General features: G+C 71.0%; 24 protein-coding genes. 13 read left to right on the top strand and 11 right to left on the bottom strand.

Annotated features, from left to right (window positions below):
* A complete protein-coding gene (locus tag KGD87_RS31295; protein ID WP_284664608.1) occupies window positions 1-1425 on the bottom strand; it encodes an alpha/beta hydrolase in 1425 nt (474 codons plus the stop codon).
* Window positions 1426-1609: 184 nt separating this feature from the next.
* Here KGD87_RS31295 and KGD87_RS31290 point away from each other — a divergent pair, with 184 nt between their 5' ends.
* Window positions 1610-2146, top strand: coding sequence for an FHA domain-containing protein (locus KGD87_RS31290; protein ID WP_284664607.1), 537 nt, complete (start codon window positions 1610-1612; stop codon window positions 2144-2146).
* A 43-nt stretch (window positions 2147-2189) separates the two neighbouring features.
* Here the strand turns inward: KGD87_RS31290 and KGD87_RS31285 are convergent, their stop codons facing one another.
* From KGD87_RS31285 to KGD87_RS31275, 3 genes are all read right to left on the bottom strand, one after another.
* The gene (locus KGD87_RS31285; protein WP_284664606.1) at window positions 2190-3689 is read right to left on the bottom strand and encodes a serine/threonine-protein kinase; all 1500 of its coding nucleotides are present in this window, start codon (window positions 3687-3689) and stop codon (window positions 2190-2192) included.
* Window positions 3690-3815: 126 nt separating this feature from the next.
* Window positions 3816-4595 carry a MopE-related protein gene (locus KGD87_RS31280; protein WP_284664605.1) on the bottom strand — a complete coding sequence of 260 codons (780 nt, stop codon included), beginning with the start codon at window positions 4593-4595 and terminating at the stop codon, window positions 3816-3818.
* Between the two features lie 5 nt (window positions 4596-4600).
* Window positions 4601-5809: a hypothetical protein gene (locus KGD87_RS31275; protein ID WP_284664604.1), complete on the bottom strand. Its 1209-nt coding sequence runs from the start codon at window positions 5807-5809 to the stop codon at window positions 4601-4603.
* A gap of 195 nt (window positions 5810-6004) precedes the next feature.
* On the opposite strand from KGD87_RS31275, the gene KGD87_RS31270 reads away from it, so the two are divergent.
* The 4 genes from KGD87_RS31270 to KGD87_RS31255 all read left to right on the top strand — a co-directional run bounded on the left by KGD87_RS31270 (window position 6005) and on the right by KGD87_RS31255 (window position 9874).
* On the top strand, window positions 6005-6445 hold the full coding sequence (locus KGD87_RS31270; protein WP_284664603.1) for a host attachment protein: 441 nt from the start codon (window positions 6005-6007) through the stop codon (window positions 6443-6445).
* Window positions 6446-6547: 102 nt separating this feature from the next.
* Window positions 6548-8443 carry a methyl-accepting chemotaxis protein gene (locus tag KGD87_RS31265; protein ID WP_284664602.1) on the top strand — a complete coding sequence of 632 codons (1896 nt, stop codon included), beginning with the start codon at window positions 6548-6550 and terminating at the stop codon, window positions 8441-8443.
* A gap of 10 nt (window positions 8444-8453) precedes the next feature.
* On the top strand, window positions 8454-9053 hold the full coding sequence (locus tag KGD87_RS31260; RefSeq protein WP_284664601.1) for an HAD family hydrolase: 600 nt from the start codon (window positions 8454-8456) through the stop codon (window positions 9051-9053).
* On the top strand, window positions 9050-9874 hold the full coding sequence (locus KGD87_RS31255) for a glycosyltransferase family 2 protein (RefSeq protein ID WP_284664600.1): 825 nt from the start codon (window positions 9050-9052) through the stop codon (window positions 9872-9874). The genes KGD87_RS31260 and KGD87_RS31255 overlap by 4 nt, the downstream gene beginning before the upstream one ends.
* Before the next feature lie 91 nt (window positions 9875-9965).
* Here the strand turns inward: KGD87_RS31255 and KGD87_RS31250 are convergent, their stop codons facing one another.
* The 4 genes from KGD87_RS31250 to KGD87_RS31235 all read right to left on the bottom strand — a co-directional run bounded on the left by KGD87_RS31250 (window position 9966) and on the right by KGD87_RS31235 (window position 15560).
* Window positions 9966-10613, bottom strand: coding sequence for a glutathione S-transferase family protein (locus KGD87_RS31250; RefSeq protein WP_284664599.1), 648 nt, complete (start codon window positions 10611-10613; stop codon window positions 9966-9968).
* 51 nt (window positions 10614-10664) lie between these two features.
* Window positions 10665-11264 carry an adenylate/guanylate cyclase domain-containing protein gene (locus tag KGD87_RS31245; RefSeq protein ID WP_284664598.1) on the bottom strand — a complete coding sequence of 200 codons (600 nt, stop codon included), beginning with the start codon at window positions 11262-11264 and terminating at the stop codon, window positions 10665-10667.
* 456 nt (window positions 11265-11720) lie between these two features.
* Entirely contained in the window at window positions 11721-13379 is a 1659-nt protein-coding gene (locus KGD87_RS31240; protein ID WP_284664597.1) for a serine/threonine-protein kinase, read from the bottom strand.
* Between the two features lie 102 nt (window positions 13380-13481).
* Window positions 13482-15560 carry a S46 family peptidase gene (locus KGD87_RS31235; RefSeq protein ID WP_284664596.1) on the bottom strand — a complete coding sequence of 693 codons (2079 nt, stop codon included), beginning with the start codon at window positions 15558-15560 and terminating at the stop codon, window positions 13482-13484.
* Between the two features lie 134 nt (window positions 15561-15694).
* Here KGD87_RS31235 and KGD87_RS31230 point away from each other — a divergent pair, with 134 nt between their 5' ends.
* On the top strand, window positions 15695-16852 hold the full coding sequence (locus KGD87_RS31230) for an esterase/lipase family protein (RefSeq protein ID WP_284664595.1): 1158 nt from the start codon (window positions 15695-15697) through the stop codon (window positions 16850-16852).
* On the opposite strand, the gene KGD87_RS31225 is transcribed toward KGD87_RS31230, so the two are convergent.
* The gene (locus tag KGD87_RS31225) at window positions 16846-17907 is read right to left on the bottom strand and encodes a ferrichrome ABC transporter substrate-binding protein (RefSeq protein WP_284664594.1); all 1062 of its coding nucleotides are present in this window, start codon (window positions 17905-17907) and stop codon (window positions 16846-16848) included. The genes KGD87_RS31230 and KGD87_RS31225 overlap by 7 nt on opposite strands.
* Before the next feature lie 227 nt (window positions 17908-18134).
* Complete coding sequence (locus tag KGD87_RS31220; protein ID WP_284664593.1) at window positions 18135-19025, bottom strand: haloalkane dehalogenase; 891 nt, start codon at window positions 19023-19025, stop codon at window positions 18135-18137.
* Window positions 19026-19185: 160 nt separating this feature from the next.
* Between KGD87_RS31220 and KGD87_RS31215 the strand changes: the two genes are divergently transcribed.
* Window positions 19186-20115 (top strand): LysR family transcriptional regulator, encoded by a 930-nt coding sequence (locus tag KGD87_RS31215; protein ID WP_284664592.1) that lies wholly within the window; start codon window positions 19186-19188, stop codon window positions 20113-20115.
* 42 nt (window positions 20116-20157) lie between these two features.
* On the opposite strand, the gene KGD87_RS31210 is transcribed toward KGD87_RS31215, so the two are convergent.
* Window positions 20158-20649, bottom strand: coding sequence for a DUF4442 domain-containing protein (locus KGD87_RS31210; RefSeq protein WP_176416755.1), 492 nt, complete (start codon window positions 20647-20649; stop codon window positions 20158-20160).
* Between the two features lie 98 nt (window positions 20650-20747).
* Between KGD87_RS31210 and dps the strand changes: the two genes are divergently transcribed.
* From dps to KGD87_RS31180, 6 genes are all read left to right on the top strand, one after another.
* Window positions 20748-21302: a DNA starvation/stationary phase protection protein Dps gene (gene dps, locus KGD87_RS31205; protein WP_284664591.1), complete on the top strand. Its 555-nt coding sequence runs from the start codon at window positions 20748-20750 to the stop codon at window positions 21300-21302.
* A 122-nt stretch (window positions 21303-21424) separates the two neighbouring features.
* The gene (locus tag KGD87_RS31200) at window positions 21425-22267 is read left to right on the top strand and encodes an SDR family oxidoreductase (RefSeq protein WP_284668716.1); all 843 of its coding nucleotides are present in this window, start codon (window positions 21425-21427) and stop codon (window positions 22265-22267) included.
* Window positions 22264-22890 carry a glutathione S-transferase family protein gene (locus tag KGD87_RS31195; RefSeq protein WP_163784795.1) on the top strand — a complete coding sequence of 209 codons (627 nt, stop codon included), beginning with the start codon at window positions 22264-22266 and terminating at the stop codon, window positions 22888-22890. Before KGD87_RS31200 ends, KGD87_RS31195 begins: the two co-directional genes overlap by 4 nt.
* Window positions 22891-22958: 68 nt before the next feature.
* Window positions 22959-24404, top strand: coding sequence for a protein adenylyltransferase SelO (locus KGD87_RS31190; protein ID WP_284664590.1), 1446 nt, complete (start codon window positions 22959-22961; stop codon window positions 24402-24404).
* An 88-nt stretch (window positions 24405-24492) separates the two neighbouring features.
* Window positions 24493-25023, top strand: coding sequence for an inorganic diphosphatase (locus KGD87_RS31185; RefSeq protein ID WP_284664589.1), 531 nt, complete (start codon window positions 24493-24495; stop codon window positions 25021-25023).
* Window positions 25024-25920, top strand: coding sequence for a CHAD domain-containing protein (locus KGD87_RS31180; RefSeq protein WP_284664588.1), 897 nt, complete (start codon window positions 25024-25026; stop codon window positions 25918-25920).
* The last annotated feature ends 66 nt before the right edge of the window (window positions 25921-25986 follow it).

The following is a 25986-nucleotide window of genomic DNA, read 5'->3' as shown; positions in this document are numbered from 1 at the left end:
CTACAGGCCGCACACCGCCGGGTCCGCGTTGCGGAAGCTGCACAGCAGCTTCGGCAGGCGGCGCTTCCAGAAGAACCAGTCGTGCTCGGCGCCGGGCTCGTTCCAGTGGGCCACGCCGTAGCCGCGGCCACGCAGCGCCTCCACGAGTTGCAGGTTGGACTGGCAGTCATCCCCACCCTCCCCGCCGTCCCGCGTGCAGCCCGCCAAGGGCGAGCCGTGGTCCACGTAGAAGCGCACCGGCACCACCGGCTCCTGGCCCGCGCGGACGACCATCGCGTTGCCGTCGTCGCGGTCCACCTCGCCGTCGTGGGGCCAGAACAGCGTGCCGGACTGCGTGCCCACGAAGCCGAACTTCTCCGGCATCTGGAAGCCCGCGTACACGGAGATGAGGCCGCCCAGCGACGCACCGGAGATGCCCGTCTCTTGCGGCCCCGTCTTCACGCGCCAGGCCGCTTCCACGCGCGGCATCAGGTCATCGCGGAGGAAGGCGAGGTAGTCATCCCCGCGCGGCGTGGGCCAGCCGGGGGCTCGCGCGGGCGGGAAGGTGTACTGCGCCAGGCGCACGGACTGGTCCGGCAACGCCACGAAGACGAGCACCGCCGCGTCCGCTGGCCGCGCCGCGTAGTGCGCGTCCGCCGCCTCCGCGAAGGATTCGCGCGTCAGGCTCTCGTTGCCGTCGTGGAGGTACATCACCGGAAGGGCCGGGCACTCCGGCCCGTCATACGCCGCCGGCGTGTAGACGAAGACGTCGCGCGCGTCCCCCAGCGCCGTGGCGGGCACGCCGTACCACGCGGTGAGCCGGCCCTTCGTGGCGTCCTGGAGCCCCGGGTAGACGAGCGAGTTGAACTGCCCCACGTCGTACCGATTGAGGTTGTCCCACGCGACGTGGCGCGCGCCCGGGTCCGCGATGAAGTCACCGTCCTTCACCAGCTTGTACGGCTGCGGACCGGTGCGCGGCACCTCCACCTCCGCCACGTACAAGTCGGTGTCCCGCACCTGCACCAGGGGCGTGGCCGTGGCGGACCAGCCGTTGAAGTCGCCAGCGACGAAGGTGTCCCGGCCGGCCTCGCCCCGCACGAAGAAGGCCACGCGGGGACGGCCCGCCTCCGCGTCACTCACCAGGGGCCTGCCGCCCTGCTCCTCCACCTCCGCCACGAAGCGGTCGATGGCCTCCGTGCGCTGCGCGGAGGACGTGGCGCGGCTCATCTCCAGCTGCAGCCGGGTGAGCAGCGTCATGGGCGCGTTGCGCACCGTCGTGGTCCGCTGGCAGGCCCAGGGCTCCTGGGTGCCCGCGTCCGGGGGCGTGCCGGCGTCCGGGTACGTCTCCGAGGAGGGAGGCGGCGGCGCGGGGGGCGGTGGGGAGTCGTCTTCACAAGCCGCCAGCACGGCGGCGGCGCAGAACATGGCAGCGAGCAGGCGGCGCATCGAATCGTCCAGGTGGGGGGGAGGCCTTGTCCGGGGGACAGGAGGCGGGCGCGGGTGTACTACAGGGGTCGGCCCGTGCGCGAGTGGGGCATCCCACCCGGCATCTGGCCATTCGTTGACATCCCATGGCCCCCCACGCGCACGTTCTCGGGCCGCGACGGGGGAGGAAGGCTATTCAACCCGCATGGCTCGCGCTCTGCTGCTCTCGCTGCTCGTGAGGCAGCACATGGCTCTCAAGGAGAAGTTTCGCGCCAAGTACCCACACCCGTGGCTGGTGTGGGAGGCGGGCGCGTGGAATGTCCCGGAGGTGGTGGAGGGCAACGTGGCCGCCACGCGGCTGCCGCTGACGGACCTGCGGGACTGCCTGCCCGCGGGTGACGCACTGTGCTTCGAGCTGGTGGGCCACACGGACGGCAGTCCGCTGCGGCTGGGCCGGGCCTCGAACAACGCGCTGGTCGTCAATGACGCCACCGTGTCGCGCGAGCAGCTCCACCTGTCCCCCACCCTGGAAGGACGCTGGACGGTGACGCGCGTGGCCGCCTCCCGGCCGGTGACGCTGGGCGGCACGCCCCTGGAGCCGGAGCACCCCACCGTGCTCCAGCCCGGCGTACAGCTGACTGTGGGTGACGTGCGCCTCACCTTCCATGAGGCGGAGGACTTCAACGAGCGCATTGGCCGCATCGCCGCCCAGGTGCTCGCCCAGACGGCGGCACCCCGCTGAGCGGACACGGGCCCCGCCTCCCAGGGCGGGGCCACCGCGACACCTACTGCGTGACAGGGCGCGCGCGGCGCTTCTTGCCCGTCACGCGCTGCGTCCCGGCCGCGGGCTGCTGCCGGGGCGAAGGCAGCGCCTTCACCAGCGGCACCTCCAGCTCGGCGTGCTTGTCCAGCTCCACCATCCGCTCCAGCGGGGCATAGCCGGCCAGCTCCACGCGCAGGCGCAGCGGCGCGGACTCACCAGACACCTGCTTCACCAGCGGCGTCACGCCCAGCAGCTCGCCCGTGTCCAGACGCAGCACCTGCGCGCCCTCCGGGAAGGAGCGCACCGTGAGCGTGACGGGCGGAAGCAGCCGCGGCGCGGCGGCGGGCGCGGCCGGGGCTTCGGCGACGAGCCGGCTCATGACGCCGGCCACCGGAGCTTCGGCGGGGGCGGGCTCCGGCTGCATTCCGGACCAGGTGACCACCGCGGCCACCACCCCCAACGCCGCCGTGCCCACCGTCACCGCCGCCCGGCGGCGCCAGCGCCCCGTCACCGCCACCCGCACCTTGTGCGTGGGCCGCTCGGTGGCCTCCAGCGCCAGCTCCGCGGGCGTCAGCGCCTGGGCGGACGCGGGCAACAGGAGGAGCGCCGTCGTCACCTCCGCCAGGCTCTGCGGCCGGGCCTCGGGCTCCTTGGCCAGGCAGCGCATCACCAGCTCCGCCAGCTGCGGAGGCACGGGCTCTCCGGACGGCAGGTGCGAGGGCAGCGGCGGCGGCGGCTGGGTGATGATCTGCACCACCAGGTGGCCGAAGGCCGGCGCCTGGAAGGGCGGCTTGCCGGAGACGAGCTCGTAGAGGATGTTGCCCACCGCGTAGATGTCGGAGCGCGCGTCCACCGGCAGGCCAGCGGCCTGCTCCGGCGCCATGTACGCGGGCGTCCCGATGATGGTGCCGTCCAGCGTCCCGGTGGTGCTCCCCTCGGGGGTGAGCAGCTTCGCCACGCCGAAGTCCAACACCTTCACGAAGTCCGGCTGGCCCGCGCGGTGGATGACGAAGAGGTTGTCCGGCTTCACGTCCCGGTGCACCACGCCCACCTGGTGGGCCGCGCCGAGCGCCGCGCACACCTGCACCACGAAGCGCTGGATGCGCGCCAGCGTCAGCGGCTCCGCCTGCGCCAGCGAGCTCAGGCTCTGCCCGCGCAGCAGCTCCATCACGCAGTAGACGTGCCCGCCCGTCGCGCTCTCGTCGACGAAGTCGAAAATCTCCACGATGTGCTCGTGGTTGATTTGATTGACGGTGCGCGCCTCCTGGAAGAAGCGCCGCACGAAGCCGCCGTCCCGCGCGTGCTCCGGCCGCAGCACCTTCAGCGCCACCTGCCGCCCCAGCCGCGCGTGCCGCGCCTGGAACACCCGGCCCATGGACCCTTCGCCCAGGAGCTGCTCCAACTGGTAGTTCCCCAGCGTGGAGCCCTCCTGGAGCTCGTCACTGGCTCGGGGCCCCGCGTCACTCACGGTGGCCTCGGCACGGGACTGCACGGTCTGCATGAAGGCGTCATCGGAGCCCATGGTGAGAAGAAATTTCCATGTCCGGGGCAAACAGCAACCCTGGATCCGCACTCTGTCTTCCCAGGGACGCCACCCACCCTCGGTGAGTGCGGGATGGCGGACAGTGGTGGGTGAGAAGCATGGCCATCACTCGCAGAGCGCGTTGATTTGACACGTGCCCGCACTGCCATCGGCGCGCGTGCAATCCGTCGTTACCGGGCAGTCCGCGCGGTCCTGGCAGTCCACCAGGCCATCATCGTCATCATCATTGCCGTTGGTGCAGCTCAGCTCCGTCTTCGAGCCCTCCTGGCACACGCACTGCGGACCACACGACTGGCCGTCGCAGTCCGCGCGGTCCTGGCAGTCCATGAAGCCGTCCCCGTCATCGTCCTGGCCATTGGCGCAGTCCAGCTCCTGCCGGCGCACGCACTCGCCATTCACGCAGTCCTGGAGGAAGGAACAGTCGTTGTTGCAGGCGCCGCAGTGGCCCGGGTCCGTCTTCAGGTCGAAGTCCTCGTCCACCGCCCCGTCGCAGTCTTCATCCAGGCCGTTGCAGGTCTCGACGCCGGGCAGCACCTGCCCCACGCACGCGATGCTCCCTTCACGGGTGCAGATGGACTCACCCGCGTGACAGAGCCCCACGTCGAGCGTGCCCTCCGGCCCCGTGTAGCAGGCGGTCTCCAGGTTATCGACCAGGCCGTCGCAGTCGTCGTCCAGGCCGTTGCAGACTTCCGCGGGGTCCGGCAGGCAGCAGTACCGCGGTCCGTTGTCGGGCAGGGACGTGCAGACGTAGCCGTCACCGCCGCAGTCGGCGGTCTCCGCGCACGTGTAGGGCACGTCGTCCGGGAAGCTCACCGTGCAGCCCACCGCGCCCGCGACGAGCAACAGGCCACACCACACGCGCAGCCGGGATTCGAAGGTCTTCATAGGTTCTAGAAACTCCCGCCGACCATGAGGTGCAGCGACGTGGAGGCGCCGCCGCTGCTTCCAGGCGCCACGGACGTCGAGGCGGGCGCGACGCGCGCGGGCACCAGCACCAGCCACGCCACGCTGCCCGCCGTCACCGCGCCGCCGCCCGCCAGCAGCGCCGTGGCCAGGTTGGCCTGGGACTGCGCGTCCAGCCGCTCCTTGCGCGTGACGTCGAACACGCCATCTCCATCCGCGTCACCCCCGCGCTTCTCCACGTCCTTGGCGGCCAGGCCCATCACCACACCCGCGCCCACCGCGGCCAGCCCCACCAGCGCGGTGTAGAGCGCGGGCCGCTTGAAGAGGGACTTGCGAGGCGCCTTCCGGGAAGCCCCCACGCCGGCCACGGACTCATCGGGAGGCCCCTCCGGCGCCGGACCGGAGAGCTCCAGCATGACGTCCACCGTCTCGCGCGCGCCGGGCTTCAGGTCCAGGGTGCGCGTCCGGGTGCCGTACTCGTCCGCGGACACCTCCAACGCCACCGCGCCGGGCGCCTGGCGCACCTCCACGCTGCCCACGCCCACGATGCGCTCGCCCACCTTCACCACCGCCTGCGGCACGTTGACGTTCACCGTCAGCATCGCGCGCGGCCGTGCCAAGGCCGTCAGGCGCCTGGACACCATCGCGGCGGCTTCGTTCACGAAGTCCTCGTCGCGCGGGTTGCGCCCCGTCACGAAGTCCTCGTGCACCACGCGGCGATCCCTGTCGTAGGTCCACGTCCGCAGCGTCCAGCCCGCGTCCTCCAAAGACAGACGCGCGGTGGTCAGCAGGTCCGCGTCCAGCAGCTCCGCGGGCTCGGCGAAGCACGCGGCCTCCGCGCAGCGCACCGCCGCGTCGTAGCCCTCCGCCAGCCGCTCACGCGTCTCCACCAGGTCCGATGCCTGCGCCACGCTGACGGAGGACAGCGTCCCTCGCGCCAGGGCCTCCAACCAGCTCGACGCCTGCTGCGCGCCCGCGCGCTCCGTCGCGTACAGCCCCACCCAAGCGAAGCGAGGCAGCAGGTCCGCGTCTGGATTGCTGGGACGCAGGTCCAACCCCATGTCCATTCCCTGCTGCTCGGCGGGGGCGTCCGAGGTGAGGTCCAGGCCCAGTCCACCCTGTTCCTGGGCCCACGCGGGAGCGGCCAGCAGCGCGAGCGCCAGCAGGGCGGTGACGGGAGCAACGGGAATACGCATGGTCCCCCTTGTATCGCGACGCTCCGCGCAACGGAATGAGGCGACAGTGACGCCCCCAGTCCCCGCAAAACCCGTCAAGGGTCAGCGGCCTGGCTGCCTGCCCTGCGCGCGGCGGGCGCGCGGCTCGTCTGCGGAAGCTTGCCTTGGCCCGGAGGGGTCCGCATCTCCCCTCTATAGCGCAAGGAGACGCACGACATGGCGAATGGGACGCTCTGGATACTGGTGGGGAACGCGAGCCGGGCCCGCCTCTTCGCGACGGACGCGAAGGCGGAAGAGGACTGGCGGCTGGTGGAGGAGTTCCACCACGACGAGAGTCGGGCCCATCAAGGCGAGCTGCTCCAGCAGGCCGACAACCCCAACGCCGGCACGCTCCACCGTCCACCCGTGGAGAATGAGCCCGACGGGCGCAAGGAGCTGGAGCACGACCGCTTCGCCCGCGAGCTGTCCTCGTTCCTGGACCAGGGGCATGACCGGCACGACTTCGACAAGCTGGTTATCGCGGCCCCGCCGGGGTTCCTGGGGAGGATGCGCCGCGCGCTGAGCACGCGGGTCCGGCAGCGCGTCCTCCTGGACGTGGACTCGGACTACTCCAGCGTCCCGGCGAAGGACCTGCCCAGCCGGGTGCCTGTCATCTGAGCCGAGCAGGCAAGCGCGGGGGTGCCCTGGAGACGCGAGGCTCTGGTATAGGACGGGGGCCGACCTTCCTGGGAGGCCCCCGCACGCTGCCCGCCGCGCCACATGGCCCTTTCTCTTCCTGGAACCCAGTCCCTTCGGGGACGCCTCACGCTCTACGCGACGCTGCTGTCGGTCATCCCGCTGCTGACGCTGACCTGGCTCCAGGCCCGCAGCGCGCGGCAGGTGATGGAAGAGCAGATTCGCGCGTCGCTGCTGAGCGAGGCCGAAGGCGTGAAGGACCTGCTGGAGGCCACGCTGGCCGAACGGGAGGCCAGCGCCCGCGGCTGGTCCGAGGACGCCGCGGTCCGCGCCGCGCTGCGGGGTGACGTCGCGCCCTCCGACGCCATGCTCGGCGTGCTCCAGAGCCGCTACCTCACCCTCAACGGCATCGTCGTCTTCGACGACACCGGCCGCGCCATCTCCGCCAACACCCCGGCCCTGCGCGACGAGTACCTGAGCCGGCGGGACGAGGTTCGGCGCAGCCCCTGGTTCACGGAGGCCCAGCAGGGGCGCACCAGCAGCGAGGGCATCACCGAGGAGCACCCCATCTTCACCGGCCACGTGCTGTCGCTGGCCTTCCCGGTGCTGGACCCGGTCTCCAAGCACCGGATGGGCGTGCTGCTGGCCGCCTTCGACTGGACCCACGTGGACCAGCTGGTGCAGCCGGCGCTGGCCCGCGCCCACCAGCGCGCGCTGAAGAGCTTCGCGCTCACCCTCCAGCGGCCGGACGGCACGGTGCTGTACGACTCGCGCGGCGCGAACGTCCAGGGCCATGACAGGCTGCTGGCCGTCACGGCCGTCAACGGCACGGACGTGCGCGACGTGGCCGACGGCTGGCACTTCGTGGCGCGCGTGGACCCGGCGGAGGCCTACGCCCCGGTGGAGCGCGTGAGCCGGGTGGCGCTGCTGATGGCGGTGGGCTTCATCGTGCTGGCCGTCGTGGGCGCGTGGCTGCTGTCGCGCAGCATCTCCGGTCCGGTGCTGGCCCTGCGCGCGGCGGTGACGCGGCTGGTGAGCGAGGGCGACCTCACGCAGACGCTGGACGTGAAGGCCGGCAACGACGAGGTGGGCGAGCTGGCCGGCGCCTTCGGCCTGCTGGTGTTCCAGCTGCGGGAGACGGCGCAGAGCCTGCACACCGGCACGCGCGTGCTCAGCGAGACGGTGGCGGAGCTGCAGACGGCGTCGACGCAGCAGGAGCGCAACGTGGCCCGCCAGGCCGCGGCCCTTCAGCAGACGCAGGTGACGGCGCAGGAAATCAAGCAGACGTCGGTGCTGGCCTCGGAGAAGGCGGAGGACGTGCTCAAGCGCGCCTCCATGGCCGAAGAGGTGGGGCGCGCGGGCGAAGGGGCCATCCGGGACAGCCTGGGCGGCTTCTCCGAAATCCTGTCCCAGGCCGAGCAGATGACGGAGCGCATCGCCCAGCTCAACGAGCGCACGCAGCAGATTGGCGGCATCACCCAGACGGTGAAGGACCTGGCGGACCAGTCCAACATGCTGGCGCTCAACGCCGCCATCGAGGCCGTCCGCTCCGGCGAGCACGGCAAGGGCTTCAACGTGGTGGCGCGTGAGATTCGCAGCCTGGCGGACCAGTCCATCCAGGCCACGGACCGGGTGCGCGAAATCCTGGGTGATTTGAGCAGCGCCATCCTCTCCACCGCGAAGATGACGGAGCTGGGCCACACGAACATGGAAGCCGGACTGGAGCAGGTGCGCGGCACCGGCGAGCGGCTGAAGGAGCTGGCCGCCATCATCCAGGACAACGCCACCGCGGTGCGGCAGATTGCCGGCGCGGTGAGCCAGCAGAACGCGGGCATCGCCCAGATTTTCAGCGCGGTCACCGACCTGTCCTCCATGATGAACGACACCCAGGAGAGCCTGGCGGCCACCACCCGGGCGGCGAAGCTGCTCCAGGACGTGTCCGAGCAGATGCAGGACGTGGCTCGCGCCTATCGCATCTGAAGGAGCTTGCATGGCGCAGGTGACGGCAGTGCTGTTGGACCTGGGCAACGTCCTCGTCTTCCACGACAACACCCTGCTCTTCTCCCGGCTGGGCGCCCGCGCGGGCCTGGAGGCCGCGGAGGTGGCCCGGCGCCTGACGGGCGCGGGGTGGACGGACGCCAACCGGGGCGTGCTGGGCGCGGAGGGCATCCGCCAGGACGTGTGCCGCGCGCTGGACGTGGACCTGCCCATGGCGGAGTTCGCCCCGCTGTGGAGCAGCCACTTCACGCTGCATGACGCCGTGCTGCCGCGCGTGGAGTCGCTCCTGGGCCGGGTGCGCGTGGGGCTGGTGTCCAACACCAACGCGCTGCACGTCGCCTACCTGCGCCCGCTGCTGCCGGTGCTCCAGCGCTTCGACAGCGTGGTGATGAGCTGCGAGGTGGGCCACGTGAAGCCGGAGCCGGACATCTTCCGGCTCGCGCTGGCGGGCGTTGGCTGCGCCCCGGAGGAGGCCGTCTTCTTCGATGACTTGCCCGAGTTCGTCCAGGCCGCCGAGGCCGTGGGCCTGCAAGGGCGGCTCTTCACCACTGCTGACGCCTTTGACGCGCAGCTCAAGGCCCTGGGGCTATGAAGCTGGGCGGCTACGTCCTCCACCAGAACAACCGGGACACGCTGGAGCCGTGCCTGCGCGGGCTGCTGGCCCTCTGCGATGACGTGGTGGCGCTGGACTCCGGGGCCACGGATGGCTCGGCGGCGCTGGTGCGCTCGCTGGGCGCGCGCTCCGTGCCCCATGCGTGGCGCGGCTACGGCGCCGCGCGCGAGGCCGCGGTGAACGCCCTGGCGCCCTGTGACTACGTCTTCTTCCTCGACTCGGACGAACACCTGGGGCCCGAGGCGGTGGAGACGCTGCGCGCGTGGAAGGCCGCTTCGCCCACGGAGGCCGTGTACCGGCTGCCCCGCCGCGACTGGGCCGAGCTGGGGGCGCGCCGCTTCCGCTACCGCACGCAGTGGCGGGCGCGGCTGGTGCGCAAGGACAAGGCCGTGTGGCGACCGGAGCAGATTGTCCACGAGGCCCTGCCGAAGCTGGCGGGCGGGCGCGTCCACGCCTTCATCGAGCACCGCTTCGCCACGTCGGTGGAGTACCGCGCGGTGAAGGAGGACCGCTATGCCCTGCTGTGGGCCCTGCGCGCCCATGCCGAGCAGCGCGGCCTCAAGCCGGTGGGCGTGCAGCGCCTGGCGTCCTGGGCGCGCGACTGCCTGCTGAAGGGCGCGCTGTGGCGCGGCGGCGCGGCGGCCTCCCGCCTGGCGTGGGCGGTGGCGGGCTACCACGCCACGAAGTACGCGTACCTGCGCGAGCTGCGCCAGGGCCGCTACCCGGAGCTGACGCGGCTCTCCGCGGAAGGCCGCTACGACGCGCTGTTCGAGCGCGTGCGCGACGGCGCGCTGGGCTGACGGCCATGACCGCAGCATCATCGACGGACACGGACCGGCGCGCATCCGCGGCGCGGCCCCCGCGAGCCAGTCGCGCGTTGAGGGCGAAGGCTCAGTCGTACTTCGGGATGCCGGGCTCGGCCCGGCCTTCCTCTGTCCACTTCTGGAGCGCGGGCAGCGCGAGCACCGCGTCGCGGTAGTCCGCGCTCACCGCGTCCAGCTCCACCCCGTAGGTGACGAAGCGGGTGACGACGGGCGCGTAGAAGGCATCCGCGATGGAGAAGCGGCCGAAGAGGAAGGGCCCGCCCTGGCCGAAGCGGCGGCGACAGTCATTCCAGAGGGCCTGGATGCGGGCGATGTCCTCCGCGACGCCGGGCGCGCGGCCCTTGCCCGGGCTGCGCGCGCGCAGGTTCATGTTCATGTGCTGCCGGAGCGCGCCGAAGCTGGAGTGCATCTCCGCGGTGACGGCGCGGGCCACCGCGCGGGCCGCCGTGTCCTGGGGCCACAGTTGGGCCTGGGGAAAGGTCTCCGCGAGGTACTCACAGATGGCCAGCGAGTCCCAGAGGGTCAGGTCGCCGTGCTGGAGCACCGGCACGCGCTTGCTGGGGGAGTACCGGGCAATCCGGTCCTCCGTGTCCGGCACGGCCAGCGGAATCACCACCTCCTGGAAGGGCTGCCCCGTGTGGGCCAGCGCGAGGTAGGGCCGCAGGGACCAGGAGGAGTAGTTCTTCGAACCGACGACGAGCGTGAGCTGGGGCATGGGGCGGCCTCTATAACGCCGCTCGCCCAGGCCCGCCCGCGCTTGTGCGCGTCAGTTCGCCGCGCTCCGGCGACCCCAGAAGGAGCGCATGCGCGACAGCAGCGGCATCCGGCGGCGGTGCTCGGGCAGGTCGATGCGGTAGACGGCCACGGGCAACCGGATGTTCTTCATCTCGCCACGACCCAGGCGAACCGGCGGTGAAGCCAGACGGCCTTCCACCTGACGCGCCACCGTCTCGCTGACATAGAGCGTGCCGGGACGGGCCAGCGCCTCGATGCGCGCGGCCAGGTTGACGCCTTCGCCAAACACGTCGCCGTCGCGGTGGACCACCATGCCCAGGTGGACACCCACGCGCAAGACGACCCGGCGCTCCGCGGACACGTCTTCGTTGCGGGCTTCCAGGACGCGCTGCAATTCCAGACCGAAGTCCACCGCCGAGGGGCCGCCCTCGAACTCCAGGAGGAAGCCATCCTCCATCCGCTTCACCTCGCGCCCGCCATGGCGCGGCAACAACTCACGGACGAGCAGCGCATGCTCATCCCGCATGTCGTTCTGGAGCGATTCGTCACGCCATGAGAGCCCATCAGGGCCCTCAATGCCCGTGAAGAGAATCGCCGATAGTTTCCCGGGTTCTGGAGCCTCCACCACCATCTCGCGTCTCCCCTTCCCCCCCGGCACTGTCAGCAATGCTACATCACACAGGGCCGCCGGTCCCAGCCGAGCCCCCCTCCCGGCTGGGACCGGGCCCTGGACGGCCGTCCGCCCCGGGGGGACGTGGCCGTACACGGTGGGTCCACCGGCGATGACAGGCTCCCCCCGAGGGCCCCTTGCCCTCCCCGCGCCCGCCTGCGCTCGGTGTTGGACATGACGTGAACCGGCGTGTCAGCCCTCTTCAGGATACGTAAACCCTGACGCGCCGCACCAACGCCCTGCTGCGTCCTGTCCGGGCTGTCGGGCCTCGAACTCAGCAGGTTGGGTTCGGTCCGGGTCCAGACAGGGCACGGCCCCACGGTCCCGAGGGGCGGACCTTCGAGGGAGCGCTGGAGGGTTCCGCCCGAGCACGGCCTCGTGCTCGAGGCGCGCTCGGTCATCGCGCCGAGCGGGACGCTACTCCGCGCCCGCGGCGGGCGTGCCACGCGTTCCTGACGCCTCCACGCGTGGAGACGGCCGTGGCCACGCGGCGAAGGCCACGGCGGCTCCGAGCGCCACCATCATCGCCACCGTGAGCGGCGTCAGCTTCCGTTTCGGCTGGGCGGCGAGCGCGCCCTGCGAGGCCGACGAGGCCACGCCCGTCTTCGAGCGCAGCAGCACAGTCGACCCCACCGCGCCCGCGTCTGGCGAGGGCGGTCCATTCCGGGCAGCGCCAGACGCGGACGGGCCCCCGGCGACAGGCGACCGCGCGATGGGCGCGGGGACCACCTTGGGCGAGGCGACACCGGCCTGCGCGCCCCCTGCTGGCGGACGTGCGGGCCGAGCCGCGTCAGGCGCCTTCGTCCCGGCCACGGCCCCGTCCCGAGGCGTCGGTTTCCGGGCACCCGGGCCTGGAGCCCCCGCGGCGGGTGGCCTCGCCACGGGCGAGCGGGCGATGGGCGCGGGCACGACGTCCGCTGGCGCCACGACGGGGCGCGCCGGGGGCGCCTCCAGTTCCGGCAAGGGCATCGCCTCGGCGATGGTCGCGGCGTCGTGGGATGGGGCTACCTCGGGCGCCGGCGCGGCCAGGCTGACCGTCTCCGACTCCCGGAACGGCGGCTTCGCGTCGACGTCTCCGTCCTTCGTCCCGTGTCCCGAGCGCCTGCCGGGCACCGTCTCCGGCTTCGACTCCGGAGCCAGCGCCACCGCGAGCCGCGGCGTGCTCAGCGGCGTGAGCATCGGCACCTCGCCCATCGTCTGGAGCGCGCGCCCCGTCAGCGCGGAGATGAAGCCGCCCACGTCCGGGAAGCGGTCCTCCGGGCGCTTCTCCAGCGACTTCTCCACCGCCGCGATGACGTGGTCCGGCAGGTCCGGCACCAGCGCCTCCAGGGGCCCCGGAGGGTCATAGACGATGCGGTAGATGAGCTCCGCGAGGTTGCCGTTGTCCTGGAACGGGAGCCGGCGCGCCAGCATCTCGTAGACGAGGCACCCGAAGGCGAAGATGTCCGTGCGCGGGTCCACCTCGCCGTTCTTCCCGGTGGCCTGCTCGGGCGCCATGTACTGCGGCGTGCCCAGCAGGATGCCGCCCTGCGTGTGCACGCTCTGCGAGTCGATGACCTTGGAGATGCCGAAGTCGAGCAGCTTCACGTGCTCCATCATCACGCCGCCCACCTCGGTGGGCACGAGGAACACGTTGCCCGGCTTGAGGTCACGGTGGACGATGCCCGCGCGGTGCGCGGCCTGGAGCGCCGAGCCCATCTGCCGCGCGCAGGAGAACACCTCCTCCAGCGTCATCGGGCCCTTGCGAAGCCTGCGCGACAGCGGCTGGCCGCGCAGGCACTCCATCACCATGTAGGGCGAGCCATCCTCGAGGCTGTCGAAGTCGACCACCTCGACGATGTTGGGGTGCCCCAGCTTCGAGGCAATCTCCGCCTCGCGCCGGAAGCGCACGAGGGCCTCCGCCCCCATGCCCGCGTCGTGCCGCAGCACCTTGATGGCCACCTGCCGTCCACGCAGCCGCAGGTGGTTGGCCAGGAAGACGGTCCCCATGCCACCCCGGCCGAGGACGCCTGCAATCTCATAGGTCTCCCTCAGCACCGTGCCGAGGGGCATGTCATTGGGTTTGGAGGGAGCCATGAGTAACCGGTTTTCAGCTTTGAACCGGATTCTATCCTGCTCCCTCTGACATGCCTTGGCCACCGCGGCCAAGGCGTCTCAGGTCTTGAGAACCGCGACTACTTACTTCGCGGGCACGACCGCGGCGTCGCTGGCGGTGCGCAGCTCGTCCACCACGCGCTTCGCCCCATACACGTGCTCCAGCCCCGCCAGGATGCCCTCGCCGTGCACGGCGACCGCGCGGTTCGTCTGGGGGACGTAGGCATAGCGGCCCCCCAGCGAGTGCAGGTTCCCATCGAAGATGAGCCCCACCACGCGCCCGTCGCGGTCCACCAGGGGCGAGCCGGAGTTGCCGCCGATGATGTCGTTGGTGGTGGCCACGTCGAACGGCGTCTGGGGCGGCACCTTGCCGCGCGCCTTCAGCCAGGTGTCGGGGAGCTTGTACGGCGCCTTGCCGGTGTGCCGCTCATACGCGCCGCCAAAGGTGGTGAGCGCCGCCACGGGGCGGCCATTCTCATCCCAGCCCTTCACCTGCCCCGCGTTGAGGCGGAGGGTGAAGGTGGCGTCCGGATAACCGGAGGTGCCGTACACCGCGAGGTGCGCCCTGGCGATGCGCTCGCCGTTGCGCTTGAGCACCGCCTCCACGGTGTCCTCGTAGCGCTTGCGCGCCGCGCGGGCCTCCGCGTCCACCTTGCGCGCGAAGAGAATCATCGGGTCCTTGGAGGCCGCGACCGCCGCCTTGCCGCCCTTGAGCAGCGCGGCGCGCACCTTCACGTCCCGCAGCTTCGTGCCACGCACCAGGGCGCGCGCCAGGTCCTCGGGCGCCTCGCGTCCGAGCACCTGCTGGACGAAGGGGTCATCCGCGCCCAGCGTCTCGCGCACGCGGGTGAGGCCGAACGTCAGCAGCGCCTGGTCCAGCTCGAGCGTCACCGGCGCGTCGCGCAGCAGCTGCTGCTCCAGCGTGGGGAGCTGGGCCTGGGTGTACTCGCGCAGCCGCTCCGCGTTGGGTTTCTCCTTCTCTTCCGCCACGCGCACCAGGTGCCGGGCCATGCGGAAGAGCTCGGAGGGGTAGGCGTCCCCGGCCTCCTTCATGCGGTAGTCGGGCAGCATGCGGCGGTACACGTCCAGCGCCTGGGTGATTTCCTCCCACGCGCCGTCGGTGGCGGCCTTCACCTGCGCGTTGGCGTCCACCTGCTGGCGCAGCGCCGCCTCGTCCTGACGCTTGCCAGCCAGCAGCGCCGGGTCCGCCAGCGCCTGGTGCCGCCCGCGCAGCGCCTTGAGGCCGTTCTCCACGCCGCGCAGCAGGGAGCGCGTGGTGCGGTAGCGCTCCGCGGAACCCCCGGCGTACTCGCGCAGCATGCCGCGCAGCTCGGCGAGCTGGAGCAGCGTGTACGGCAGGTTGACGTCGCGCTGGAACTCCAGCTCGGCGACGGTCGCCTTGCGCTCGGTGCCACCGGGATGGCCAGAGACGAAGACGAGGTCCCCCTCCTTCGCGCCCTGCTTCGCCCACGGCAGGAAGTGCGGGCTCTTCGCGGGCGCGTTGTCCTGCCACACGCGCAGGAAGGCCGCGTCGAAGCCGAAGCGCGGGAAGTTGAAGTTGTCCGGGTCACCGCCGAAGGCGGCCATGGAGAACTCGGGCGCGAAGACGAGCCGCACGTCCTGGAAGCGGCGGTACTTGTACAGGTGATACCTGCCGCCGTTGAAGAGCGTCACCACGTCACAGCGCACGTCCCCGGACGTGGCGCAGGCGGCCTCCACCGCGGCCGTCTCCTTCTTCAGCGCGGTGTTGAAGGCCGCGCCGGTGAGGCCCTTCGTCGCCGCGTTCATCCGCGCGGTGACGTCCGTCATCTCCACCAACTGGTTGGCCTCCACCTTCGGGCAGCGCAGCTCCCGCGCGGCGCTCGAGGCGTAGAAGCCCTTGGCCAGCAGGTCCTTCTTCGGCGAGGACAGGTCCTCGATGCAGCCGCGGATGCAGTGGTGATTGGTCATCACCAGGCCCTCCGGCGACACGAAGCTGGCGGAGCAGCCGCCGGCCAGCCGCACCGAGCCGAGCCGGACGTGGTCCAGCCACGCCTGCGTGGGCGTGAAGCCATGGGCCTTGTTCACCGTGTCGGAGGGAAAGGCGTCGTAGGTCCACATCCCCTCATCCGCGGCGGCGGGGAGGGACAGGAGCAGGCCGAGTGCGAGCAGTCTGCGATCCACGTGCGGGCGTCCTTCTGTCGTGACTGTGAGTGGGTGTCGCCGGCTCTGGACTTGACGGCCGGCGCGCGTCAACCTCCGGGCGGAGGACGCATTCCCCACAGGTATCATGCGCCGCGTCAGATATGGTGGCGGCAATGTCCGGCAAGCATCGCGTCTACCTCGTCCCCGGTTTTTTCGGCTTCATCAACCTGGGCGAGCTCATCTACTTCGGCCACGCCCTGGACTACTTGAAGGCGGAGCTGGCCCGCAGGCAGGTGGAGTCGGAGGTCATCATCGTCCTCTCCCACCCCACGGCCTCCATCCGCACGCGCACCGCGGACCTGCTGAGGGCCGTGCAGGAGACAGCCGCTGGAGACGAAGGGCCCATCCACCTCATCGGCCACTCGACGGGCGGGCTGGACGCGCGGCTGTTCGTCAGCCCTGGCGCGCAGGTGGCGGAGGGCCTGGACCTGGAGCCCTTCGCCAGGCGCGTGCGCTCCGTGACGTCCGTGTCCACCCCGCACGCGGGCACGCCGCTGGCCACGTTCTTCATGGGCCTGTTCGGACAGCGCATCCTCAAGCTGCTGTCGCTCTTCACCGTGTACGTGCTGCGCTTCGGCCGGCTGCCGCTGCGCGTGGTGTTCCGCTTCGGACATCTGCTGGCGCGGGCGGATGACCAGCTCGGGTTCAAGCCCACCTTGCTGGACCAGCTCTATGACCAGCTCCTGGGGGACTTCTCCTCGGAGCGGCGTGACGCGGTGTCGAAGTTCCTGAGCGACGTGGGCAACGACACGTCGCTGATTCCGCAGCTCACGCCGGAAGGCATCGACCTGTTCAACGCCAGCACGCTGGAGCGGCCCGGCGTGCGGTATGGCTCGGTGGTGACGCAGGCGCGGCCGCCGTCGCTGCGCACGCGCATGGCGGCGGGGCTGGACCCGTATGCCCAGCTCACGCACACCATCTACGCGCTGACGTACGGACAGACGCAGCGGATGCCGCTCACCGCGCTGCCCCTGCACACGCCCGCGCAGACGGCGGCGCTGGTGCAGGCGTATGGCGCGATGCCCGGGCCCACGGCGTGTGACGGCATCGTCCCCACGCGCTCCCAGGTGCATGGCCGGGTGCTGGCCGCGGTGCGCGCGGACCACCTGGACGCGATTGGCCACTTCGACCAGCCCGCGCACCAGCCTCCGCACGTGGACTGGCTCATCTCCGGCTCCGGCTTCCGCAGGCCCCAGTTCGAGTCGACGTGGAAGGCCATCGTCGACTTCATGCTGGAAGGCGAGCAGCCCGGCGTCCGGCCGGGTCAGTAGACGCCAATCAGGTGAATCTGCACGCGCGGATTCCCAAGGTACTCCTCCAGCCGCCAGCGGCTGCGCATGCCGTCATCTCGGATGCCCAGGCCGCCGCCAGCCTCCGGCGCCTCGGCGCTGGCGAGCGCCTCCCGGAGCTGGGACACGGCCCAGGTGTCGAAGTTCGGATCGCCGGAGCCTTCGAGCACCTTGAGGTCGAGCAGCTCCCCGTCGCGCGCCTGCCAGACCTCGACGATGGCCTTGAGCGCGAGCACCGGCGCGGTGACGTCCGCCATGTACATGCTGGCCGCGCGGCCGGCCTCGACGGCCGCCTGCATGCGATTGCGCTGCTCCAGCCGGTGGTCCCGGGGCTCGGCGACGACGGGGCTGCCTGTCTTTCCAAAGCGCGCGATGGCATCCACCTGCTCGCGCTTCATCCGTGCGCCCAACACCTTCAGGTCCGGGGGTGGCGGGTTCACCAACTGCCTGGCGAAGCCTTCCCGCAGCGTCGCGAAGTAGGGATGCGTGGCGCCGCTCGACGCGCGCGCGCTCGCGGCGGCGTCCTGCGCCCAGCCGTCCACCCGCTCACGGGCCTCCTCGGCCTGCCGGGCCGCCAGCGCCTTCGGGTCAGGGGCTTCACCCGGGCGGAGTGTCCGTCCCGTCGACGGTGGGCCACCGCGCAGCAGACCACCGCCCAGCAGGCCCTCTGGCTCCAGGTTGGGACGCTGCTGTGGCGGAGGGACGTCTTGAGCCAGGACCTGGGGCGGAGCTTCGGAGCCCGCCGGGACGTCTTCGGGCGGAGGTGACTGGGCCGTGTCGGGGGGCTCCGTCGTGGCCCGGCGCGGGCGCTCCGCGTGGCGCGGCGGCTCCCTCTTCGGTGGCGGGCGCGGAGGCGCTTCGTCAGGAGGCGGCTGGCGGGGCTCAGGCACCGGCGGCGCGAGGGGAGGCGTCACGTCCTGGTAGACGACCTCCATCTCGACGGCACGGGGTGTCACCCGGCGCTGGCGGTCGCTGGGCGCACGGCTCGACAGCGCCACGAAGAGCGCTCCGTGCAGGAGCCCCGAAACCAGGAGCATGAGAATCAGCTGAGCGCGCCGCGACACGGCGGACAGCTTGCCTCGCCATGCCACCACAGTGAAGCAGCCCTGTGGACTGGCGCACGGGACTGACGCGTGCCTGCCAACTCCCCGCCCCCACCTTCCCTCCAGGCACGACTGACAACCCGACTTCGCCGGATGGTAGGCAAGGGTGGGGTGGCTCAACAGGCAGGCGCGGCTGAAACGCCCCCCTTCCGGCCTCGCGGCTACCGTCCGCTGGCCGGCTTTCGCCCCTCCTCCCGCGGAAGCGCCACGCGGCGAAGCCAATGGGCAATGGCCCGTCCGATGTCATCCGGGAGGTCCTCACTCGCGTGGTGGCCGGCGGCGCCGAGCGCCACGACCTTGAGGTTGACGAACCGGCCTTGAGCCCACTCGACGACGGACGGAGCGCCGAGCGGCGTCGGGCTGTCGAAGGTGAGCAGCAGCTTGGGGACCTCCGGCGACGCGCCCATCCAAGCGACATAGCGCTCCAGCACCGCCATCATGTCCGCCGGCTGATTCTCGATGGGAATTTCCCGCGGCCACGCCAACAACGGGCGCCGTGAAGACGCGTCTGGATAGGGCGCCGCGTACACCGCGGCCTCAGCCGCGGTCAGGCCCCGCTTGACGCCGACGCCCAGCGAGCGGGCCAGGAACTGGTTCTGCTCCAGCACCAGGGTCTCCCCCACGCCAGGCGTCCGCAGGTTCTTGAACAGCTCGGCGCCTTGCGGTGGGTAGTCGCTCCACTCGAGTGAGCGGAGGAAGGTCTCGTACACGACGAGGCCGCGTACCCTTCCGGGGTGACGAGCGGCCCAGTCCATGGCCAGCGAGCCGCCCCAGTCGTAGCCCACGAGCACGACGTCGCGCAGGTCGAGCGCGTCGAACCAGGCGTCGAGATACCGGGCGTGGTCGGCGAAGCGGTAGGCGAGGTCCGGCTTGCCCGAGTCGCCCATGCCAATCAGGTCGGGCGCCAGCACGTGGTAGCGGTCCGAGAGATGGGGGATGACGTCGCGCCAGACATAGGACGAGGTCGGGTTTCCATGGAGCAAGACGACCGAAGGGCCGCGACCAGCCTCCCGATAGGCCATGTGGGAATCGAGGACGTTGATGTCACGCATGGCTGTCTCCAGAGGCAAGGGAGGGGTCGCCACGCGCAAGCACGCGGTGAGTACGACCGAGAGGAGCGGGAACAGCAGCTTCATCCTTCGCATGGCCTCTTCATGGGGCGCTTCATCATTTTCGGATAGTGATTGTTCGTGATGGGTATCCTCACCACGCATGAGTATTTCCGCAATCGACCTCAACCTGCTGGTGGTGCTCGACGCCGTCCTCACCGAGCGCAGCGTCGCGCGTGCCGCTCGCCGCCTCCATGTCACGCCATCGGCCATCAGCAACGCCCTGGCCAGGCTGCGCGTCGCGCTCGGCGACCCGCTGTTCGCCCGCAGCGGCCGGGGCATCGTCCCCACGCCCCGCGCGGTGGCGCTGGCCCCCGCGCTGACCCGCGCCCTCCGGGACCTTGAGCACGCCGTTCACGGTGCGGCCTTCGACCCCGCCACGACCACGCGGGAGTTCTCGCTCGCCATCGCGGATTCCGGACAGATGGTGCGACTGCCTCGCATCGCCACGCTGCTGGCCGCTGAGATGCCTCGCGCCCGACTACGGGTGATGGGCATCGACACCTTCCTCACGGGAGGCGGCCTGGCCAGCACCGAGGTCGACGTCGCCATCGCGGTGGGCGAGAAGTCCCCCGGCCTGCATCTGGAGCCCCTCTACCGGGAGCGCACCGTGCTGGTGGCGCGCCGCAATCATCCCCAGGCTGGAGAGCGTGTCTCCAGGAGCGCGCTGGCCAGCCTGCGCCACGTCGAGGTGCAGGTGGCCCCCGGCAAGGGCTACCGCGCGCTGCCCGGCGCCTACGCCCGGCTCGGCATCGCTCGCGACGTCGCGCTGGTGGTGCCGAACTTCAGCGCCGCCGCCGCCGTGGTCGCGGAAACCAACCTGGTCGCCACCCTGCCCGCCTCACTGCTCTCCCGGCTCGGCCCTCGCCTCGGCCTCCGCGGCGTGCAGAGCCCGGTGCCCTCGCTCACCCTCACCATCAACCTGTGCTGGCACGAACGAACCCACGCCGACCCCGCGATGCGCTCCTTTCGCGACCTCATCCGGCGCGCCGGTGCCGCACCGAGGCCCCGGCGCACCTCGGCCGCGACCTGAGCACCGTCTGGCCCCGGCGCGAGGCGGCAACCCCACGCCGCCTCACGCCTTCTTCAGCACCGCCAGGAAGCGGGCGTCCGCGATGTGCGTGCCCTCGAAGTCCTCCAGCCGGACGGGAATCCACTCGCGGGCCTTGTCCCCCTTCTGCTGGAGCGTGGCGTCCAGGGTGTTGAACACCTCGGGAGGCGGCTCACAGATGGCGCGCACGCCGCCCTTGGCCTTCGCGTGGAAGGACACCTGCAGCTCATTCACGAGCGCCAGGTAGCGGCCCGGCGGGAAGCGGCGGAAGAGCCACACGCCCATCGTCAGCTCCATCACCGTCACCTGCACGCCCAGGTACACGCTGCCCACGTGGTTGCGCGTGCGCCGCTTCAGCGGCACGGACACCTTCGCCCGGGCATCCGAGGCGTCCTCCACCCGGACGCCCATCACCGAGGACAGCGGGATGATGTTCTTCACCGCCACCGTCAGCAGCGCGTTCGCCGCGCTGGGAGACACCTGACGCAGCCGTTCCACGAGGTCGAGAGCAAGCATGGTCCGCCCATCATACCGGCCAGGGGCCCGGCCGCCTGCCCCCCAGGCGCCACCCACGGACTGGCATTCCCAAAAGGAATCCCCACCTTGGACTGACCATGAACTTTCCAAGCCATGTCAATCTCCCCACCGACGCCCGTGAGGAGCTCATCGATTCGCTCAACACCCTGCTGGCCGACGCCATCGACCTGCATTGGCAAATCAAGCAAGCGCATTGGAACATCCGCGGCCGGCACTTCTACAGCCGCCACGAGCTGTTCGACGACCTGGCCAAGCACGTCCGCAAGCAAGCCGACGAGTTCGCCGAGCGCGCCGGCACGCTGGGCGGCTACGCCGAGGGCACCATCCGGCTGGCGGCCAAGAACAGCGAGCTGCCCGAATACGACCTGAAGGCCGTGGACGGTGACGACCACCTCAAGGCCCTGGTGGACCGCTTCGCCCGCTACGGGGCCAGCATCCGCAACGGCATCCACCGCGCCGACGAGCTGAACGACCCCGTCACCGCGGACCTCCTCACCCAGACGCTGGGCGAGGTCGAACTGGACCTGTGGTTCCTGGAGAGCCACCTGCACGGCGAGCCTCGCGCGGGGGTGCGCCGCGGCGGCGGTGACGTCCGCGCCCAGGACGCCTCCATCCCCCCGTCCAACGCCTGAACGAAGCGTTGACCACCGGAAGGCCCCCGCGCGCCTGCTCAAGAGCAAGCGCGCGGGCGGGCTCCAGCGTATAGAAGGCGTCCTCTCACGATGGAGGACGCCTTTTGACTTCACAGACGCGCATGGACGGGAAGGTGTGCCTCATCACCGGGGCCACGGGTGGCATTGGCCTGGAGGCCGCCAAGGCGCTCGCGCGCATGGGCGCCACGGTGGTGCTGGTGGGCCGGGACGCGGGCCGCACCGAGGCGGCCGTGGCCGCCGTGAAGGAGGCCGCCCCCAGCGCCCAGGTGGACTGGCTCCGCGCCGACCTCACCTCCCTGAAGTCCGTGCGGGAGCTGGCGCGGACCTTCCGCGAGCGCTATTCGCGGCTGGACGTGCTGCTGAACAACGCGGGGCTCATCCTGGACCAGCGCCAGGTGACGGAGGACGGACTGGAGGCCACCCTGGCCACCAACCACTTCGCGCCCTTCCTCCTGACGAACCTGCTGCTGGACGTGATGAAGGCCACCGGCCCGGCCCGCATCATCAACGTCTCGTCGGATGCCCACGCCGCGGGCAAGCTCGACTTCGAGGACCTGCAGAGCGAGCGGAGCTTCATCGGCTTCCGCGTGTACGGCACGTCGAAGCTGGCCAACATCCTGTTCACCCGCGCGCTGGCGAAGCGGCTGGAGGGCACGCAGGTGACGACCAACGCCTTGCACCCGGGCGTGGTGCGCACGGGCTTCGGTCACAACACCCAGGGGTTCTTCCGCCACATCGTCAAGCTGGGCGCGGCGTTCATGCTTTCGGCGGAGAAGGGAGCGCGGACGTCCATCTACCTGGCGTCCTCGCCCGAAGTGGAGGCAGTGTCCGGGCAGTACTTCTACAAATGCCGTCCGAAGAAGCCGTCCTCCGCCGCGCGGAACGACGCGCTCGCGGAGCGGCTCTGGCAGGTGAGCGCGCAGCTCACGGGAGTCACGGAATGATTGACCTGTATACGTTCGCTACGCCCAACGGGCAGAAGGTCTCCATCGCCCTGGAGGAGCTGGGCCTCCAGTACAAGACGCACGTGGTGGACATCACGAAGGGCGAGCAGTTCAAGCCCGAGTTCCTGGCCATCAACCCCAACAACAAGATTCCGGCCATCGTGGACCACGCCGCGCTGGACCACCGCCCGCTCACCGTCATCGAGTCCGGCGCCATCCTCATCTACCTGGCGGAGAAGACGGGCCAGCTCTTGCCCTCCCACCCGCGCGGCCGGGCGGAGGTCCTGGAGTGGCTGATGTTCCAGATGGGCGGCGTGGGCCCCATGTTCGGCCAGCTCAACCACTTCGCCCGCTTCGCCCCCAAGAAGGTCCCCTACGGCATCGAGCGCTACCACGCCGAGTCCCGGCGGCTCATCGGCGTGCTCGACGGAAAGCTGGGCGGGGGGGACTACGTCGCGGGCCGCTATTCCATCGCGGACATCGCCCTGTACCCCTGGGTGGCCGGCACCCGCGCGTACTTCCCCGAGCTGCTCCAGGGCTCCAGCAACGTCGTGCAGTGGCTCCACCGCGTGGGCAGCCGTCCCGCCGTGGAGCGCGGCATGAAGGTCCCCGAGCTCAAGTAGTCCCACGCAGCTTCCCTGGAAGCGCGGTGGCTGGATGGCCGCCGCGCTTCCGTGTGTTCTCCCCCGTCATGGCCACGCTCGAACAGCTCCGATTCGACAACACCTACGCCCGCCTGCCCGCTGGGTTTGGCGCGCGCGTCCACCCCAGTCCCTTCCCGGACGCGAAGCTGGTGAGCGTCAACCCCGCCGCCTTGGCGCTCCTGGACCTGACGCCCGAGGAAGCGCGGCGGCCGGAGTTCGTCGCGGCGCTGGGCGGCGAAAAACCCCTGCCGGGCATGGAGCCCTTCGCCATGGTGTACGCGGGGCACCAGTTCGGCGTGTACGTGCCCCGGCTGGGCGACGGCCGCGCCCTGCTGCTCGGAGAGGTCCGCAACGCCGCCGGTGAGAAGTGGGACCTGCACCTCAAGGGCGGCGGGCCCACGCCCTTCTCGCGCGGGGGCGACGGACGCGCGGTGCTGCGCTCCACCATCCGTGAGTACCTGTGCGGTGAGGCCATGCAGGGCCTGGGCATCCCCACCACGCGGGGCCTGGGCATCCTCGGCAGCCAGGCGCCGGTGTACCGCGAGGCGGTGGAGACGGGCGCGATGCTGGTGCGCATGGCGCCCTCGCACGTGCGCTTCGGCACCTTCGAGTTCTTCCACTACACCGAACAGCGTGAGCACGTGGCCTCGCTGGCCGACCACGTCATCGCCGAGCACTTCCCCCACCTGGCGGGCCAGGAGGGCCGCTACGCGCGCTTCTACACGGAGGTGGTGGAGCGCACGGCGCGGCTGATTGCGCAGTGGCAGGCGGTGGGCTTCGCGCACGGGGTGATGAACACGGACAACATGTCCATCCTGGGCCTCACGCTGGACTACGGGCCCTTCGGCTTCCTGGACGACTTCGAGCCGGGCTTCATCTGCAATCACTCCGACGACCGGGGACGCTACGCGTTCGACCAGCAGCCGCGCATCGGCATGTGGAACCTCGCGTGCCTGGGCGAAGCGCTGCTCACCCTCATCTCGGAGGACGAGGCCCGCGCGGCGCTGGCCACCTACCAGCCCGCCTTCAACGCGCACTTCATGGACCGGATGCGCGCGAAGCTGGGCCTGCGGGAGGCGCGCGACGAGGACCGCGAGCTGGTGAGCGACTTGTTCGCCCGCATGGCCGAGGCCCCCGTGGACTACACGCGCTTCTTCCGCGCGCTGGGCTCGGACGCCCGTCCCGTGCGTGACATGTTCCCCGCCCCCGAGGGCTTCGACGCCTGGGCCGGGCGCTACCGGGCGCGGCTGGCCGCCGAGGGCAGCGTGGACCCAGAGCGCCACGCGCGCATGGCCCGGGTGAACCCCAAGTACGTGCTGCGCAACTGGGTGGCGCAGGAGGCCATCTCCCGCGCGGAGGCTGGGGACTTCTCGCTCGTGGACCGGCTGCTCGGCGTGCTGTCGGACCCGTTCGCCGAGCACCCCGACGCGGAGTCCTACGCGGCGGCGCCCCCCGCCTGGGGCCGGCACCTCGAGGTGAGCTGCAGCTCCTGAGGCCGCGCCACGGGCGAAGGTTGAAGAGGCGAAGCTTCCGCCCGGACGCGCTTGCCGGAACCCACGGCAGGCCCAACCTTTGCTGTCCATGGTGACAGACCTCACCCGGTTGCCCCTGCGAGGGAAAGACGGCGCCTTTCACGTCGTCGTCGAGTCCCCCCGAGGCTCCACGCTGAAGCTCAAGTACGACACGGCGCTCAAGGCCTTCAGCCTCTCACGGCCGCTCCCCAGGGGCCTGAGCTATCCCTTCGACTGGGGCTTCATCCCCTCCACCCAGGGGCCGGATGGGGACCCGCTGGATGCCATGGTGCACTGGGACGACGCGAGCTTTCCCGGCGTGGTGCTGCCCTGCCGCGCGCTCGGCGTGCTCCAGGTGGAGCAGAACACGGGGGACGGCGGACGCGAGCGCAATGACCGCATCCTCGCGGTCCCCGTCACCCTGTCCCGCGCCGGACACCTGACGGACTCTCAGCAACTGCCACGGCGCGAGCGAGAGGAACTGGAGCACTTCTTCCTCGCCGCCGTGCGCTTCGAGGACAAGGACGCGCGCATCCTGGGCTGGGAGGGGCCGGAGGGTGTCGAGCGGATGCTCCGCCAACACGCACGCACGGAGGAATAGATGGCTCACCCCACGCCCATCCGAGGACTCGGGCCCGACAGCCGACTGGGAGACGCCGCGCGCCGCATCCTCGCGGGCCGGCTCGCGGACGTCCGCAAGCCAGAGGCCGGCTTCCAGGACGCCGTGGATGACGAGTCCGTCCATGACATGCGAGTGGCCACCCGGCGGCTCCGCGCCGCCCTCAAGGTGTTCCGCTCCCTGGGCGGCCTGAAGAAGCTGGAGCGCGACGTGAAGCGCATCCAGGACGCGCTGGGGGGCGTTCGCGACGTGCACGTCCAGTCCGCGTGGCTGGAGGGCGTGGCCCGGAAGGCGAGCAAGAAGCCCCAGGTGCGCGCCGGCATCCAGACGCTGCGCAAGAAGCGGCTGTCCGAGCTGGAGACGCACGAGACGCGCCTGCACGCGGAGCTGGAGCGCTGGGTGGACAAGACGGTGCCCCGGCTCTTGCGCAAGCTGGACGGGCTGGATGACGGGCACCGCTTCGCCGGCCGCCGCGTCCGGGACGCGCTGCGCCAGCGCCTCAAGCGCGTGCAGAAGCGAATCGACACGTACGTGGTCGCGGCCGACGCGGCGTCCGCCCACGAGCTGCGCAAGGAGCTGAAGCGGCTGCGCTACGAGCTGGAAATCTTCCAGCCGGCCTTCCGCCGCACCCTGGACGCGCTGCTGGAGGTGCTCGTCCCGCTCCAGGACGGCCTGGGCGAATTGCATGACGCCGACGTGCGGCTGGAGCTGTTCGAGCGGCTGGCCGCGGAGTCCGCGCCGCGCGAGCGCAAGTCCGCGCGGGCGCTGCTCCCCCTGGTCCGGGAGGAGCGGACGAAGCGCGCGGCGGAGATTGCCCGCGAGGTCCAGCGCTGGCGCACGGAGGAGATTCCCAAGCGCCTGCGCCGCATGTTGACCTGAGTTCACAGCGTGTGTGTCGGGTTTTCCCGACACATCGAAGCGCATTGCCATGCGTGGCTGCATTTG

This window comes from Myxococcus sp. SDU36 (assembly GCF_030168875.1).
Lineage (GTDB): Bacteria > Myxococcota > Myxococcia > Myxococcales > Myxococcaceae > Myxococcus > Myxococcus vastator.
Note: the sequence above shows the minus strand (reverse complement) of the source record. Positions and strands in the feature narration are given on the sequence as shown.

What these genes read in the sequence shown, in the direction of transcription:
- KGD87_RS31270 (WP_284664603.1), top strand. Translation starts at nt 6,005, where the DNA reads ATGGCGAATGGGACGCTCTGGATACTGGTGGGGAACGCGAGCCGGGCC.
- KGD87_RS31200 (WP_284668716.1), top strand. Translation starts at nt 21,425, where the DNA reads ATGGACGGGAAGGTGTGCCTCATCACCGGGGCCACGGGTGGCATTGGC.
- KGD87_RS31210 (WP_176416755.1), bottom strand. Translation starts at nt 20,649, where the DNA reads ATGCTTGCTCTCGACCTCGTGGAACGGCTGCGTCAGGTGTCTCCCAGC.
- KGD87_RS31185 (WP_284664589.1), top strand. Translation starts at nt 24,493, where the DNA reads ATGGTGACAGACCTCACCCGGTTGCCCCTGCGAGGGAAAGACGGCGCC.
- KGD87_RS31265 (WP_284664602.1), top strand. Translation starts at nt 6,548, where the DNA reads ATGGCCCTTTCTCTTCCTGGAACCCAGTCCCTTCGGGGACGCCTCACG.
- KGD87_RS31195 (WP_163784795.1), top strand. Translation starts at nt 22,264, where the DNA reads ATGATTGACCTGTATACGTTCGCTACGCCCAACGGGCAGAAGGTCTCC.
- KGD87_RS31245 (WP_284664598.1), bottom strand. Translation starts at nt 11,264, where the DNA reads ATGGTGGTGGAGGCTCCAGAACCCGGGAAACTATCGGCGATTCTCTTC.
- KGD87_RS31190 (WP_284664590.1), top strand. Translation starts at nt 22,959, where the DNA reads ATGGCCACGCTCGAACAGCTCCGATTCGACAACACCTACGCCCGCCTG.
- KGD87_RS31180 (WP_284664588.1), top strand. Translation starts at nt 25,024, where the DNA reads ATGGCTCACCCCACGCCCATCCGAGGACTCGGGCCCGACAGCCGACTG.
- KGD87_RS31215 (WP_284664592.1), top strand. Translation starts at nt 19,186, where the DNA reads ATGAGTATTTCCGCAATCGACCTCAACCTGCTGGTGGTGCTCGACGCC.
- KGD87_RS31250 (WP_284664599.1), bottom strand. Translation starts at nt 10,613, where the DNA reads ATGCCCCAGCTCACGCTCGTCGTCGGTTCGAAGAACTACTCCTCCTGG.
- KGD87_RS31225 (WP_284664594.1), bottom strand. Translation starts at nt 17,907, where the DNA reads ATGCTCCTGGTTTCGGGGCTCCTGCACGGAGCGCTCTTCGTGGCGCTG.
- KGD87_RS31255 (WP_284664600.1), top strand. Translation starts at nt 9,050, where the DNA reads ATGAAGCTGGGCGGCTACGTCCTCCACCAGAACAACCGGGACACGCTG.
- KGD87_RS31240 (WP_284664597.1), bottom strand. Translation starts at nt 13,379, where the DNA reads ATGGCTCCCTCCAAACCCAATGACATGCCCCTCGGCACGGTGCTGAGG.
- KGD87_RS31280 (WP_284664605.1), bottom strand. Translation starts at nt 4,595, where the DNA reads ATGAAGACCTTCGAATCCCGGCTGCGCGTGTGGTGTGGCCTGTTGCTC.
- KGD87_RS31230 (WP_284664595.1), top strand. Translation starts at nt 15,695, where the DNA reads ATGTCCGGCAAGCATCGCGTCTACCTCGTCCCCGGTTTTTTCGGCTTC.
- dps (WP_284664591.1), top strand. Translation starts at nt 20,748, where the DNA reads ATGAACTTTCCAAGCCATGTCAATCTCCCCACCGACGCCCGTGAGGAG.
- KGD87_RS31260 (WP_284664601.1), top strand. Translation starts at nt 8,454, where the DNA reads ATGGCGCAGGTGACGGCAGTGCTGTTGGACCTGGGCAACGTCCTCGTC.
- KGD87_RS31290 (WP_284664607.1), top strand. Translation starts at nt 1,610, where the DNA reads ATGGCTCGCGCTCTGCTGCTCTCGCTGCTCGTGAGGCAGCACATGGCT.
- KGD87_RS31275 (WP_284664604.1), bottom strand. Translation starts at nt 5,809, where the DNA reads ATGCGTATTCCCGTTGCTCCCGTCACCGCCCTGCTGGCGCTCGCGCTG.
- KGD87_RS31295 (WP_284664608.1), bottom strand. Translation starts at nt 1,425, where the DNA reads ATGCGCCGCCTGCTCGCTGCCATGTTCTGCGCCGCCGCCGTGCTGGCG.
- KGD87_RS31220 (WP_284664593.1), bottom strand. Translation starts at nt 19,025, where the DNA reads ATGCGTGACATCAACGTCCTCGATTCCCACATGGCCTATCGGGAGGCT.
- KGD87_RS31285 (WP_284664606.1), bottom strand. Translation starts at nt 3,689, where the DNA reads ATGGGCTCCGATGACGCCTTCATGCAGACCGTGCAGTCCCGTGCCGAG.